Genomic DNA, 14,831 nt, shown 5'->3' with positions numbered 1-14,831 from the left:
TTTACTGAGTTATTCACTATAAACATGCAACAGGTTTGCGCTTTACTTTCCCTAATTAAATTCCTTTTATGCTATACTTTTAATGAGAACAAAGCAGTGACAAGTCTCTTCTATGTATATACCTTGTCACTGATCTTTTCTCTTGTGTCTTCTTCTTGCATCTTGAAAGAGCCATAATTCCAGCCATTGGGGATTTTGGCTCTTTTGCTTTCTTTATATCTAATACAGTTGAAGGAACGTTCCTCAAGCTTTACAATTAATTATTTTTTTTCATTTCCTTTTTACGCTCAGCTCCCAGTTGCTCTAAAAAGCCTATAAGTCCTAATAACGTAGCAAAGTGGCTGCTTCAGAAAAAAACGCAGTTTAATCAATTAATCGTGTTAAGAATCCACTGAAAAGGATATTGTTAAACTTTCCTTTATTTTTAGGTACAAGTATTTCGTATGTATGTCAAATTAAATTGATATACTGTGTAGTTTAAGTATCGTCATCTAAGTTTGAATCTTCGTACTTAATTCTGTTCGATATTCTTCTAAGTTTAGTACATCAAGGTACATGCTACTTCTCTTCTGAATACTGATTAGTAGCATTTTATCAAGACATGTTTTATGTTATCGAATGAGGCTTTGATTTTGCAGCTCGTTCATACTTCGTTCTTTGTTGTAGTTGTCAGAAACGTTCGGGTTTAAGGAGTCTAAGTATGTTTGCAAACTTACACGTTCTTGTAAAATATAATACCGCTCATCTTGATCCATCTCTCCCTCCTCTTCCTAGCTGATAGCTATACCTCTCTCATTTACACAGTTATACAAGATTTTTCTTCTAGTGGAATGTAATCCGCCCCTTTTAGCTCATTAAAAGGGCGTAATTGTACACTGTATATCGTTTCTCCCGCTGCTTTCATTCCCGAGAAAAAATAAATTTCTCCTTCTATTTCGTAGGCAGGACGTATGATTAGTCCTTTTTGACTTTCATATTGGACATGGCCAATTTCAACGATTCCTTCATTTAACAAGGCATCTCGAGCATTTGTATAGTCATTTCGAAAATCGGTATGAATCGTTTTATAAGACATTGTATCCCTCCAGCGTTTGATGAGTTGCTTTTAGCTATGTACATCCAGGTGTCTGGCATCTATTTTGAATGACATGTACGTTTAAATTCGATGTAGGAAAACATAATTCCTAGTTTGTTCTTGTTCTTTTATGGAAAAGTAACATTTGTCATGTTGTGTTTATAGAGTCCAAAAAGAGTAGCACCCTTCTCAGGTACTACTCTATCTTTACGCAATTGTATATATGGCTTAATATCCAAGTATGCCGACAATTTGAGTTGCTTTGTTATTACGAATGGAATAATAAATTTCTAAGCCTTTACGTTCAGCTTTTAGTACCTTACCCTTCATTTTCGATAAATGTTGTGAAACAGATGATTGGGGTATCTCTAAAATTTTTGTTAGCTGCGAAACATTAAAAGTATTATGTTTGCTTAGCTCATTTACAATACGTAAACGAATTGGATGCGCCATTATTTTTAAAATTTCAACATCTTCTTCAGTAATGTTAGTTTTTTTTGATTCCAGTACTGTGCTTGTCATAGCTATTCTCCTTTATTACTTTCTTATAAGAAGTTATTTACCCTAGTATTCCGTATCGAAATTTTATATTTTATATATCCCAATAGATAAAAATTAATGTAACGTTAATAAATTCTATAGTTATTATATAACTGATTTTCTATTCGAGTGTGAAGTTCATCTGGAGTTTACGTGATTTTTGTATATCCTAATGTGCAACTGAGCGAATGTATATCTGAGATCTGATATTGCATAATCGTAAATAATAAAAATATAAAGTTCTCATATTTACTAAAGGTAAGTAATCCTTTCATTTTATTTTTCTACAATACAATTACGTTTTTACAGGGGGGCACCACACATCTATCAACTTAAGAATGGAAACAAAGTGTACTTTCATTTTGTGGGGTAAAGCATTCCTAAAATAGAAGAATACTCTTAATAATACGCAAACTAAATAAACCCTATCGTTTTATCGTTTTCCGACAGAAAACTCCTTCCTCAAAAATGTGAAGATGTGAAACACCAATTTTAGGTGGGAGATGAATGTCGGTTGGCATAAGCCAACGTGTTTGTTATCATTTACTTGTACAGATTGCTCCTCGAAAACTGAAGATATGAGGTTGGTTGCAGAAAAACGTTGCAACCGTAAAATCTTCAACGTTCTATCGCCCCATGCTTACCGAAGTTGCGAAAACCAAGCTAAAGTAGGGAGTGTGGTGCGTTAACGTACAAGATACTTATGTTCTCACCATAGGAACTACGGGTAGAGCCTGCTAAGATAACCGGTGGATACACCGGTTATCTTAGCAGGAATCTCCCACTTCAAAAAGTCCGTAAGGACGTTAAGTGGTGAGTAGTTCAATAAAAGTCAAGGAAATAGTAATGAAATCCTATATTTATACGATTGAATACAATGTCACACATTTTATAAGGTAAAAAGAAAAGGATAGATGAACAGGAGAGTATACCTGTTTACATCTATCCTTTTTTACAAAAATATGACCATATTAACTACTACAACAAGGATTTTTACCACAACAAATTCTCATATAGTTATTGAACTATTTTTTTAAATAACTAAATTAACCTCTTCGTTAACTTTAATTACGAATAATTGTTCCCCTTCACTTTCAATTGGATCAACTACATCTTCATTAAAAGATTCAACATGTTATCTACCATTTCTATTAAACAAGCGGTTTTTATTTTCCCTGATTCCTTTCCATACCTAAGGTACCCAAAAGTCCACTGGATTCCCGAGGCTACCATCCACATTTGTGGCTCTGAAAAGACATTTTGTGCCACTAAACGTAACTGTAGATTCCTGAACAAGCTAAATCATGAAAATACACACAAAGATAGATTATCTTCCATTACATTACTGTTTTGCTTCGTTTGAATAGAAATATTCGGAAGAACGCCACTTGTTCGATATCTCCTCAATATGATAAGGTGTCGTCCTGCAGCATCCACCTATTAAACGTGCACCTGCTTGGTACCATTCTTCAGATTGAATATTCAACGCGTTACATTGTTCATGACCATGCCATGTTTTTGTTTCTGGATTATAAGTTTCACCAGAGTTTGGATAAACAATAATCGGTTTTTTGGTGTTTGCCCTCAACTCTTGAATTGCGCCAGTCACAACGGTTACTGGCGCACAATTGATACCTATCGCTACAATTTGTTCACTTTTCTCAAAAGCTCGTGCACACTCCACGAGTTTCATACCTTCACTAATCTCTTTCTCATTTTTTAGCGAAAAGGAAAGCCACGCATATGTTTCTGGAAACTCACGCAATAATGTATCTAATACTCTTGCTTCTTGCAGGGAAGGGATCGTTTCAAATGCCAATAGATCTGCACCTGCTTCGATTAACGCAGACATCCTCGAACGGTGAAAGTCTGCTAATGTTTTATCTGTCACACCATAGTTGCCTACATACTCTGAACCATCTGCAAGATAAGCGCCGTACGGCCCAACTGATGCAACAACCAATGGTTTAGGCCTATTCGTTTGCGTATTTTCCTTCCAAAAATCATCTCTTGCCCTTCTTGCAAGTAACACCGTTTTCTTAATTAATTCCAAAGCTTCCTGTTCTTGTATTCCACGCTTGGAAAAACCGCTAATAGTAGCTTGATAGCTTGCTGTTATGGCACAGTCCGCTCCAGCACGAAAATAGTCTGAATGAACCTGATAAATTAGTTCCGGATTATCTAGTAACACACGTGCCGACCAAAGAGGATCGTCCAAATTACATCCATGCGCCTCCAATTCTGTAGCTAATGCTCCGTCAAGAAGCATAATGGAATGTTGGGATAAAATATCATCAATTGGGTTGATTTTGTTCGACATAATCTACGCCCCTCTTTTTTAGATTTTTTGTTAGATAATAACTTCCATAGCAAAACAAAATAAACGGTATGCCGCAATATAAGGCAATTCTCTGTGTTGGATCGAATGCAATTCCAATACACGATGCCAGACAAAGGATAAAAGAAGCAATTGGTACTAATGGATATAGTGGTGTGCGATAAATCAAGTCCTTCTCAGAATTTCCATCTTTCAAAAATTGTCTGCGAAATAGGAACTGCGAAGCACTAATACTCATCCAAACTACAACTACTGCTAGACCGGAAATGGAAACAAGTACGATATAGACAGTATCTGGTGCCACAATACTCGAAAGCAAAGCCAAAGCTCCACCCACCATGCTGAAAATGACGGCGTTGATTGGAACACCTTGCTTCGTCATTTTTCCAAAAATCGGGGATATCATATTCTTATTAGCAAGCGACCAAAGCATTCTAGAAGAGGCATAAAGGCCTGAGTTTGCCGCAGATAAAATGGCTGTTAAGATAACGAAATTCATTATGTCAGCTGAATATGGCACCCCAATTCGTTCTAGAACTGCAACAAAAGGGCTCTCTAATACCCCCGCATCGGAAATAGGCAATAACGCAGATAAAACAACAATCGTTCCTACAAAAAAGATGATCAATCTCCACAGAGTAGTTCGAATTGCCTTCGGTATCATTTTTTCCGGGTTCGCTGTTTCTCCAGCTGCAACACCTATTAATTCTGTTCCCGAAAAAGCAAAATTAACCGCAAGCATGGTCATCATAATGGCCGTAGCACCATGGGGAAATAAACCTCCACTTGTAAAATTAGAAAAGAATGGTGCAGCTTTTGAATGAGTCATCGGAAGAAACCCTAGCATTGCCGCTACTCCTAAAACAATAAAAATCGCAATAGCTATAACCTTTATCGTTGAAAACCAAAATTCGGATTCGGCAAAAAATTTAACAGTCAGGACATTTAATACAAAGATCAAAATGGCAAAAAGAGCACTCCATACCCAAACATTAATCGATGGAAACCATCGCTTCATAAGTAATCCTGCGGCTGTAAATTCAGAACCTAAAGCAACAGTCCAAGTTAACCAATACAACCAGGCTACTGTATACCCTGTACCCGGTCCAATGTATTTAACTGCATAACTATGAAATGCGCCAGTTTCAGGCATATGTACGGAAAGCTCTCCTAAACATAGCATAACTAGATAAACCACTAGCGCACCAACCAAATAGGATAGAATTGTTCCAAATGGGCCAGCTTGTTGAATAGTGTAACCCGAACTTAAGAATAAGCCCGTTCCAATCACCCCACCAAGTGATAGCATGACTAAATGACGTGCTTGCATTTTCCTTTGAAATTCTTGCCCATTTTTGTTCTCCATTTCTACTCTCCTTTAGTTATTACCCAGAAAAAACAAAAAACGCACTCTAAAAAAGAGGGCGCTACTGACAAATAAAAACGGAAGCTCTCATCTATCAGGATTATCACCCGCTGGAATTAGCACAGTGTCTACTTAAGCAGACCTGTTGCTGAGGTTTCATAAGGCCAGTCCCTCCACCTCTCTGGATAAGAAATATTTTTTTATAACCTTATCAATCCATTCAATAACTGTCAAGACAATTCTGTTTTTTAAAAAAATTATCTATTATAGAAATACAAAAAAAGGAGTATTACTATAACTGCAATCCACTCCTCCTTAGGTATTATTTAAAAATCGAACATACAAAACGTCATTTATTTATGATGCGGTTCACTAGCACTTCCTCAAAATTTGATGCACTTCACACAAATTAACCAGATCCGTAAAATCAGGAACTGGTTAATTTGTGTTTAAATAATATTTTCTATAATCTTTATATAAAAATTATAAAATTTATCATATACTTGAAACAATACATATAGAGTTACCTACCAAATCGTATCCTCCAAAGTAATTAGGTATTATAAAGTGGTCTCCTTTTTTAAAGAAATAGTGCTCACCTTCTTTAATTAACTCACCTTCTCCCTGTATTACACTAACAAGAAGGAAGGCTTTTTGTTGTTCCAAACTAGCTGATCCATCTAACTCCCATTTTTCCACTGAAAAATACGGACATTTAATAAAATTAGTTATACTCAAATCATCTACTTTTTCATTTTTAAATGTTAACTGATTCGAAATACATGGAGTTTCTATTACATCAATACTGCTTTCAAGATGAAGATCACGTAAATTACCTTCTGAATCTCTTCTATCATAATCATACAATCTATAGGTTGTATCAGAGTTTTGCTGCGTTTCTAATATCAAAATCCCTTTACCAATTGCATGAACAGTTCCACTCGGCACATAGAAGAAATCTCCAGGTTTCACCTTCACGCGATGCAACAGTTGGTTCCACTCTTTCTTTTCAATCATAGCCATGAATTCTTCTTTTGTTTTCGCATGATGTCCATAAATAATTTCCGCGTCTTTTATGGAATCGATTACATACCAGCATTCTGTTTTTCCTAGTTCTCCATTTTCATATACGCTGGCATACTCATCGTTGGGATGAACTTGAACAGATAAATCTTGATTGGCATCCAAAATTTTTGTAAGAAGAGGGAAACGCTCCCCCTCCATATTTCCAAATAAATCTCGATGGTTATCCCACAATTCACCCAAAGATAGCCCTTTATACTTTCCGTTCTTAACAATACTTTGTCCATGTTGATGTGCAGCAAAAGCCCAACACTCTCCAGTTTGATTTGATGGAATCTCATATCCAAAAGAAGTTAAATGTGTTCCACCCCAAATTCTTTCTTTAAAAACAGGTGCAAAAAATAATGGTTCAGTCATGATTTAAATCCCCCATTCTATGCTATTTCATCTAGTAGTTTGTATGCTTCTGCTTTTGTTTGAACAGATAATAACCGCTCTCTAAAACTGTCATCCATAAGTTTTCGAGAAAGCATTTGAAGGATTTTTAAATGTTCATTCCCTTCATTTCCTTTTGGTACCGCAATCATAAATATTAACTTCGCTTCCGTTCCATCAAGGCTTTTCCAATCTATGCCCGATTGTTTAATTCCAAATACCACACTCGGTTTCCTTACGGCAGCTGATTTCCCATGTGGAATCGCAATGTTTATGCCAATACCTGTAGTACTTTCTTGCTCACGGTTCATAATAGCCTGTTTAAATTCTGTCACTGAATGTAATGCACCTACATGCTTTAATTTTTGAATCATTTCATCAATGATGTCATCTCTTGTTTCCCCTTTTAAGTCCGTTTCAATTAATTCTAAACTTGTAATATCTGTTAATTTTTTTATCTCTACCTTATCTACTTGTTCGCCTCTTGCTTGAGTTTCTTGTTCCAGTTGTTGCACTTCTATTGTTGCTGAAACTTCTTTTATTTGTTCATTTTCTTGTTTCTCTAACTTTGAAACGTCTTTTTTCAATACATTTACTACAACAGCTGTCACAATAGAGCCTACAATTACAGCCACAAAAAACATAAATACATTATCTACTGCCCCTAACACTGCAACAATTGGACCACCATGTGCTACTCTGTCTCCTACATGACCGATCATCGCAATTACAGCACCCGTCATCGAACCTGCCATTATACTTGGAATAACCCGAAGTGGATCTTGTGCTGCAAAGGGAATCGCACCTTCCGTAATACCAAATAGCCCCATTGTAAATGATGCTTTACCCATTTCTCTCTCTGAATCTTGGAATTTCCCCTTACCTATGAAGGTAGCAAGTCCCATCCCGATTGGTGGAATACAAATTGCTGCAGCAATTGGACCCATAATTTCATAGTTTCCTTCTCCAATCATTGCTGAACCAAATAAGAATGCTACTTTATTGACCGGACCACCCATATCAAATGAAATCATTGCCCCTAAAATTAATGCTAAGAGAATTGAACTTGACCCTTGCATACCTGCTAACCAAGCTGTTAATGATACGAAAACTTGTGCGACAGGGGCACCAATAATAAATACAAATGCTAAACCTACAATTAGGGAAGTAAATACCGGAATAATAATAATCGGCATAATTGGTTGAATCGCTTTTGGAACTTTTAATTTTTTGATTCCTAACGCTATATAACCAGCTAAGAAACCAGCGATAATTCCACCGAGAAAACCAGCACCACTTTCACTTCCATAAAAGCTTCCTGTTGCCGCAATATATCCACCAATCATTCCAGGAACAAGTCCAGGTTTATCCGCTATACTATATGCAATATATCCAGCTAGTATTGGAACCATAAACGTAAATGATGCACCACCAATTTGTTCAATGGTTTTCCAAAAAGAACCCTCTGGAATCACTAAACCCCCAGGAGTTTTTTCTCCTCCAAGTGTTAACGCAATAGCAATTAATAATCCCCCGACTACGATAAATGGAACCATAAAAGATACACCATTCATTAAATGACGATATATAGGATTTTGCTTTCTTTCCTGATGGTTACTTTCTACTATTTTTGACTGTGAATGATAAATAGGTACATTCCCGCTGATTACTTTCTGAATTAATTCTTCTGGTTTACGAATACCATCTTGCACTCCGACAACCAACAATTTTTTCCCTATAAATCTATCTTTATTTACGACTCTATCTGCAGCTATAATAATGCCGTCTGCTTCGCGAATATCTTGTTCAGTCAACTCATTTTCTACCCCTATTCCACCTTGAGTTTCAATTTTCATTTTGACTCCTAATTTATCCGCTGTTTTTTGCAAATTTTCAGCTGCCATATAAGTATGGGCAATCCCATTTGGACACGATGTAACCGCTAACAATTTCATTCTTAATCCTCCTTACACTTCTTACTGAGCGCCTACACTTACTATAAATCATTATTACGACGTCAAAAGTTTCATTTTTTACCGTAACTTCCGGAATAATATACCTTTTACCAAAGCAAACAACAGGTTATTTAATCCTCCACTTTTCGGTTAATTATGTAAAAAAGACAAAAATTTCATGACATTTGTTTCTTTCACAAGCTTTTGAATAAAGGATGGTTGCTCACTTATAAAGGATAGTTCCTGAAACAATTGTTTCGTTACCTCTTGTCCATCACTTTTAACTGCTAGCATAAATACAAGTGATACCTTCTCTGCTCCCCAATCAATTGGTTCCTTTAATGTAGCAATTGCAATTACTGATTCTTGAATAAATTTTGGGTTGCCATGGGGAATTGCGATTCCTGCCCCAATCGTTGTTGCTGACATTTTTTCTCTTATGATTGCATTTTCTGCATACTCTTTATCTACATACCCCTTACTATGCAAAGCATACGCTAACTTTTCAATTAGCTCATATGGGTGCTGTATATCCTGTTGTAAAAACACTAAAAATGGAGATGTATAATTGAACATAACAAAGTCTTTTTGTTCTTTATAACTTGGCTCATCATAATTTTGTATAAAGTCCCCTAGCTTCTTTTCTTCTGGCCCCTCTAATAATGGGGATACTACTCTATGAGGAATGTTTAATCTTGAAAGACTAGTAGTTGAAATAACGAGATCCACATCACGATGTTTCATTATATAACTTTGTAAATCAGCTTTTGAAATACAGTCCATAACATGGATATGACGAAATTTACGCTCAATTTTTGTACGTAACAACTGCGACATGCCAATGCCCATATGGCAAACAATAATTACATTTTTAGATTTTTCCTGGTGATTTAACCGTTCAACAGATGCTTCAAAGTGTAGAGTAAGATAAGCCGCTTCTTCTTCTGGAATATATATATTTAGAGATTCATTTATCTCTTCTAATACTTGTATCAATACATTAAACACATAGGGATACATTCTCTTTATATCGTGTAACATCGGATTAGAGACAGAAAGATCATAGCTTAAGCGATTCAAAGCGGTATATAGATGAATCGTTAACCCTTCAATTAAAATTTTGTCTTTACTGAAATCAATTTCATACAACTGCGACATACGTTTAACTAATTGCTGTATAACCATAGATAGAATTGGATTACTTTCAGTAAGTGTGCTATCCTGCATTGGTTTATCTTGATAACGGATTTTCCCACCTAAAATATGAGCTGTTAAATACGTAACTTCTTCTTCTGTAAAATGAACTGAAAAAACACATTCCAACTGTTTTAAAAATTCCAATGTCCATATATATTCTTTTGTTTCTTTCAGTATTTTAATTTCCTTTTCAGCATTTAAAATAGGTTGTTTAAGTTTCATTCTCCGTACCATGAGCAATGTATGCACTAATAAACTTTCAAATGTATCATCTGTAAAAAACAATGCATTTCGTTTTTGTAACGCTTTCAATTCGTTCGTAACAAATTCAACCTCATGATATTGAAATTGTTCTTTAATAAATTGATTCGTAAGATCAGAATTACGAATCAAATCTGATAATCTAGCCAATGCTCTTCTTTTTTTCTTTTCATTTCCATCAATAATAAGTCCAACTCGCTGTTTTGAAACAATGGTTAAATCAAAATGACATAACCATTTTTCAATTCTATCTAGATCTTTTTTTATAGTAGTTCGACTTACAAAATGTTGGGATGCCATTTCCTGTGCAGTAACTGCCTTTACATTCATTAATAAGTTGTATGCAATTTGTAGAATTCTTTCTTCATCTGATTCATACTTTGTGCAATTATTAATACAATAAAGTTTATTAAACAAGTCCACCTTTTCATATTCCTCAATCTCTAAGTACACGCCTAATCCCGGTTTTCTAGCAAGAATCGCACTTGAATAATTCGCAAGGTGCTCCTCAATTATTTTAAAGTCATTACGAATTGTTTTTTCAGAGCAATTCACCTTATCCGCAAGGTCTTGTACTAATGAATAGTCGTTAGATTCAGATAATAGTAGAAATAAAATCTCTTTTTGTCTAGTATTCATAAATTTCACCTATCTCTTATATCTTTCTATGTTATATGCATTACTTTACAAGATACTTTTACCCTCTCTTATAACTAGCAATTTCGATTAATTATACTCACTTTCAAATTTTAGCTACCTTACGTTAAAAATTCTTATTTAGAATTAATTATTTTTTTCGATACCTCAGCATCGTTTCTATATTAAGTATCTTCAGCATCTAAGAAGACAATTAATTTCAATATACCGTAAAGTATCCCAATTAAAAGTTTAATTTATTACCAAGGCTCCGGAAAAGCTGCTTTATTTCTGTAACGAAATAAAATTAGTTAAAATTAGCTTTGGGAGCGACAATCGAAAATAGAATAACGCTTTTTTGTTGAAATTCTATAAATCCACAGGCCGAATAATTCATTTATTATAATGACACAAATTCTGATAGCAAAGTACTTGCACTATGCATACCTCATCCTTTTCTGCTTAAATACGTAAAACTCATATAACGTTAACTATTTTAATTTCCAAAGACTGTAATAATAACGAAATTCTTTAATAAAATCCTGTATTAATAGTTTTTTTATCTACATAATTAATTTTAATCTCTCTTCTAGAATCTCCCTATCTGATTGTGATTTTGAAATTACAAGACATGTATCATTCCCACAAATACACCCTACTTTTTCTTTCCAGTCTACAGAGTCTAATAACACCCCTATAACATGTGCATTACCCGGTAAAGTTTTAATAATGGTTAATTGATTTATATAATCAATCTTTACGACAACTTCTCCCAACTTTTTCTTTAACATCATATCAGTTTGTATATTATCTCCTGTGAAGTTTTTATATATAGTTAAACCGTTTGAAGAAACTGTCTTTATTATATTTAATTCGCGAATATCTCGCGAAATAGTAGCTTGTGTTGCAATTTCCCCCTTTTTTGCTAACAGCTCTACTAACTTTTCTTGTGTATCTATTTCATGCTCTCTCACCGCTTGTTTAATTAGCCTTTGTCTTTTCTCTTTTCTCATAAAAGACGCCCCTTATATCGTTATACTTTTATTATATCTTCCTATAAATTTTATTCGAAAGAGGTAAAAGGGAATGTTGCGGAAACGTTCATAGTTTTGAGCACTTTACCCCCTTATGGGGGGGCCACCACACATCCATCAACTTAAGAAAAGTAAACACCCCAAAAACAAAAAATGAGCTGACTTCTCAAAATAACTAACTATAGAGAAAGAAAAATTTCATTTAGTGGGTACTTCAAAACCTTAGCTTGATTGCGATGGAGGCACCATATCAAAAAAGAAAATTGTGCATTTAGACATATTTTCCAACCGCTTCCTGTACGTTAAGGGACTCGTTATTTTTTTACAGTTTTTTATTATGAAATTCTAAATAACTAATTATAATAGGTGAAAAAAACGATCAATAGTTGGGGTACAGAAAGGATTCGAATTTACATTCTTTCTCAATACATATCATGGAAAAATAAAGTAAAATATGGGTTGGGGCTATGTCTTATGTTGTGTTAATCCTAACAATAACTAAGGGTACATAATATGCTTTCATACCTTTGAATAATTTTGTTATAGAAGGGATGGAGATTTAACTGGCTCAAATTGTTGGTATTGATAGATACCTTTGTACTGGGGCTTTAATCTATATGCGTGAGGGCCTTTCCCTAAGTCTTTTCAGGAAGTAAGGATCCGTAAGCAAACACTTATACAATATGAATAGAGGAGAGGAATGCCTTATGAAAATACGTAGTCAAATTACATGTGCAAGTCTGGTCCTTTTAATAGCTGGAAGTTCCCTGTTATATACAACACCAACCTCAATTGTAAAAGCAGAGCCTACTCAAAATGTATCTAGTTCGTTACAAACAAATACTCAACGAGATCGTACTTCTGTCAAGCAAGCAATGCGGGATACATTGCAATTTGGATACCCGGGGATACTTGCTAAAACTTCTGAGGGTGGAAAAACGTGGGGGTATGCCGCTGGAATAGCGGATCTGAGAACCAAGAAACCAATGAAAACAGATTTTCGCTTTCGCATTGGGAGTGTGACGAAGACGTTCACCGCAACAGTTGTACTTCAATTAGTTGGAGAGAATCGCCTGAAGCTAGACGACCACATCGAAGACTGGTTGCCTGGTGTCATTCAAGGAAATGGATATGATGGTAACAAGATTACTATCCGGGAGATATTGAACCATACAAGTGGTATCGCTGAATACTCAAGGTCAAAAGACGTTGATTTTACGGATACAAAAAAATCGTATACGGCTGAAGAGTTAGTGAAGATGGGGATTTCTTTTCCCCCAGACTTTGCTCCAGGAAAGGGCTGGTCTTATTCAAACACAGGATACGTATTACTGGGTATCCTTATTGAAAAAGTAACTGGAAACAGCTATGCGGAAGAGGTTGAAAATCGAATTATTGAACCACTTGAATTGTCGAATACATTCCTACCAGGCAACTCAAGTGTTATTCCAGGCACTAACCATGCCCGTGGATATGTCCAACCAGACGGAGCAAGTGAGCTAAAAGACGTTACTTATTATAACCCAAGTGCAGGTAGCTCTGCTGGAGATATGATTTCTACTGCTGACGACTTAAACAAATTTTTCTCTTACTTGCTCGGTGGCAAATTACTGAAAGAACAGCAACTAAAACAAATGCTTACTACAGTTCCTACAGGAAAAGAAGGAATCGATGGATATGGTCTTGGAATCTATGAAACTAAACTTCCAAGCGGTGTCTCGATATGGGGACACACAGGTGGCATTCTAGGGTTTACTACTCTTGTTGGAGGTAAACTTGGAGGCAAGCATACGTTGGTCGTCAATTGGAATAGTTTGGGTAGAACTGACAGTCCTAATCCTTTTAAAAAAATTTTACTTGCTGAATTTAATAAGTAGGAAAAATTTATCGTAGTTTTCATAGTTAAAAATATACTTTTCTGTTTCAAAAGCCCCAACTTATTTTCAAGAAAAATTTGGGGCTTTTTTTGTTTTGATGGCGTTTATTCTCCTTAAGTTGATGGATGTGGGGTACCGCCACATGCCCATCAAGCTATGATTTTGAAGTATCCCCAAAACGAAAATTTTATTATTTTACAGTTTTTTATGAGAATTCAACTCGTTTTTTTCGTATTGGGAAACAACCAATTTCTTGACTTGATTTGAAATTAAAAATATAAACCTTTGCCCATTGGCCGAACGGTTTCTAACACAGTTTCAACCATGTCTTCATTAATTAGGGTTCTTATAATCCAAGCTGAGAGATCTTGAGCAGCAAAGCAACCTGCAGCAGTCGAGATATTTCCTTCGTTTACGACACTTTGCTCAATAACGTCTACATCAAATTCTTTCAGTTGTTCTACTACGGATGGATATGTAGTTGTTTTTTTACCTGTTAACAATTTTTTAGCTCCTAGTAGTAGTGAACCAGAACACATAGAGCCTATCAATTGTCTTTGAGAATCTACATGAATGCTATTAAGGTATTCTTGATTTTGATATAAATCTTGTACACCCTTACCACTTGCAAATATTACAGCGTCAGCGTAAGGAGTATCAGATATGCTTCCTGTCATGGGGATACGTAAGCCAGACATGGATATATGAGTTTTTTCCGTTCCTAATAGTTGGACATTCCAATCAGAAATACCACCAACTAAACGTACACGATTTAATAAATCCCATGGTAAAAAAACATCTATATCAGTAAATTTATCAAAACAGACTATTGCAATTTTCATTCTCCACCTCTCCGTTATATGAATATTAAAAATATTTTAATTATAACAATTTCAAGTCGAGGTAGCGAGGTTTAAATTGTTTAATAACTGGATATCACCCCCAGGGTTACTAAGCTAAAAAATTGTATCCAAAAAACGAAAAAAACGCCATCCTTTCTGTATGGAGTGAACCCTGAGAATGAGACGATAAAAAACACCTCTCTAAATCGTAAGTATCAGTTATGATTTTAATGGAGGTGTTTTTCGTATGGG

At 35.3% G+C, this 14,831-nt stretch carries 11 protein-coding genes and 1 riboswitch; of the genes, 1 reads left to right on the top strand and 10 read right to left on the bottom strand.

The window, feature by feature from the left end; genetic code table 11:
* Positions 1-611: 611 nt before the first annotated feature.
* The 9 genes from ACUN13_RS30545 to ACUN13_RS30505 all read right to left on the bottom strand — a co-directional run bounded on the left by ACUN13_RS30545 (position 612) and on the right by ACUN13_RS30505 (position 11,839).
* Positions 612-755, bottom strand: coding sequence for a hypothetical protein (locus ACUN13_RS30545; RefSeq protein ID WP_167319462.1), 144 nt, complete (start codon positions 753-755; stop codon positions 612-614).
* A 41-nt stretch (positions 756-796) separates the two neighbouring features.
* Positions 797-1,075 (bottom strand): hypothetical protein, encoded by a 279-nt coding sequence (locus ACUN13_RS30540; protein WP_061660994.1) that lies wholly within the window; start codon positions 1,073-1,075, stop codon positions 797-799.
* Between the two features lie 228 nt (positions 1,076-1,303).
* Positions 1,304-1,597 carry an ArsR/SmtB family transcription factor gene (locus ACUN13_RS30535; RefSeq protein ID WP_000204906.1) on the bottom strand — a complete coding sequence of 98 codons (294 nt, stop codon included), beginning with the start codon at positions 1,595-1,597 and terminating at the stop codon, positions 1,304-1,306.
* Between the two features lie 1,360 nt (positions 1,598-2,957).
* Positions 2,958-3,935, bottom strand: a complete 978-nt coding sequence (mmuM, locus tag ACUN13_RS30530) for a homocysteine S-methyltransferase (protein WP_341723362.1) — start codon at positions 3,933-3,935, stop codon at positions 2,958-2,960.
* The gene (mmuP, locus tag ACUN13_RS30525) at positions 3,910-5,319 is read right to left on the bottom strand and encodes an S-methylmethionine permease (protein WP_341723361.1); all 1,410 of its coding nucleotides are present in this window, start codon (positions 5,317-5,319) and stop codon (positions 3,910-3,912) included. The genes mmuM and mmuP overlap by 26 nt, the downstream gene beginning before the upstream one ends.
* 84 nt (positions 5,320-5,403) lie before the next feature.
* Positions 5,404-5,511: riboswitch (SAM riboswitch) on the bottom strand.
* A 303-nt stretch (positions 5,512-5,814) separates the two neighbouring features.
* Positions 5,815-6,759 carry a mannose-6-phosphate isomerase, class I gene (gene manA, locus ACUN13_RS30520; protein WP_341723360.1) on the bottom strand — a complete coding sequence of 315 codons (945 nt, stop codon included), beginning with the start codon at positions 6,757-6,759 and terminating at the stop codon, positions 5,815-5,817.
* Between the two features lie 17 nt (positions 6,760-6,776).
* Positions 6,777-8,732 (bottom strand): PTS fructose transporter subunit IIABC, encoded by a 1,956-nt coding sequence (locus tag ACUN13_RS30515; protein ID WP_341723359.1) that lies wholly within the window; start codon positions 8,730-8,732, stop codon positions 6,777-6,779.
* 150 nt (positions 8,733-8,882) lie between these two features.
* Positions 8,883-10,829, bottom strand: a complete 1,947-nt coding sequence (locus ACUN13_RS30510; RefSeq protein WP_445424167.1) for a BglG family transcription antiterminator — start codon at positions 10,827-10,829, stop codon at positions 8,883-8,885.
* Positions 10,830-11,389: 560 nt separating this feature from the next.
* Entirely contained in the window at positions 11,390-11,839 is a 450-nt protein-coding gene (locus ACUN13_RS30505; protein WP_341723357.1) for an arginine repressor, read from the bottom strand.
* A gap of 728 nt (positions 11,840-12,567) precedes the next feature.
* Between ACUN13_RS30505 and ACUN13_RS30500 the strand changes: the two genes are divergently transcribed.
* The gene (locus ACUN13_RS30500) at positions 12,568-13,737 is read left to right on the top strand and encodes a serine hydrolase domain-containing protein (protein ID WP_341723356.1); all 1,170 of its coding nucleotides are present in this window, start codon (positions 12,568-12,570) and stop codon (positions 13,735-13,737) included.
* A 269-nt stretch (positions 13,738-14,006) separates the two neighbouring features.
* On the opposite strand, the gene ACUN13_RS30495 is transcribed toward ACUN13_RS30500, so the two are convergent.
* Positions 14,007-14,579, bottom strand: a complete 573-nt coding sequence (locus ACUN13_RS30495; protein WP_341723355.1) for a DJ-1/PfpI family protein — start codon at positions 14,577-14,579, stop codon at positions 14,007-14,009.
* Between the last annotated feature and the right edge of the window lie 252 nt (positions 14,580-14,831).

The organism is Bacillus cereus group sp. Bce041 (assembly GCF_052646455.1).
Note: the sequence above shows the minus strand (reverse complement) of the source record. Positions and strands in the feature narration are given on the sequence as shown.

Excerpts from the sequence above, each read along its gene's own strand:
- ACUN13_RS30500 (WP_341723356.1), top strand. The coding sequence starts at position 12,568 with ATGAAAATACGTAGTCAAATTACATGTGCAAGTCTGGTCCTTTTAATA.
- ACUN13_RS30545 (WP_167319462.1), bottom strand. The coding sequence starts at position 755 with ATGGATCAAGATGAGCGGTATTATATTTTACAAGAACGTGTAAGTTTG.
- ACUN13_RS30535 (WP_000204906.1), bottom strand. The coding sequence starts at position 1,597 with ATGACAAGCACAGTACTGGAATCAAAAAAAACTAACATTACTGAAGAA.
- ACUN13_RS30515 (WP_341723359.1), bottom strand. The coding sequence starts at position 8,732 with ATGAAATTGTTAGCGGTTACATCGTGTCCAAATGGGATTGCCCATACT.
- mmuM (WP_341723362.1), bottom strand. The coding sequence starts at position 3,935 with ATGTCGAACAAAATCAACCCAATTGATGATATTTTATCCCAACATTCC.
- ACUN13_RS30540 (WP_061660994.1), bottom strand. The coding sequence starts at position 1,075 with ATGTCTTATAAAACGATTCATACCGATTTTCGAAATGACTATACAAAT.
- ACUN13_RS30510 (WP_445424167.1), bottom strand. The coding sequence starts at position 10,829 with ATGAATACTAGACAAAAAGAGATTTTATTTCTACTATTATCTGAATCT.
- ACUN13_RS30505 (WP_341723357.1), bottom strand. The coding sequence starts at position 11,839 with ATGAGAAAAGAGAAAAGACAAAGGCTAATTAAACAAGCGGTGAGAGAG.
- manA (WP_341723360.1), bottom strand. The coding sequence starts at position 6,759 with ATGACTGAACCATTATTTTTTGCACCTGTTTTTAAAGAAAGAATTTGG.
- mmuP (WP_341723361.1), bottom strand. The coding sequence starts at position 5,319 with ATGGAGAACAAAAATGGGCAAGAATTTCAAAGGAAAATGCAAGCACGT.
- ACUN13_RS30495 (WP_341723355.1), bottom strand. The coding sequence starts at position 14,579 with ATGAAAATTGCAATAGTCTGTTTTGATAAATTTACTGATATAGATGTT.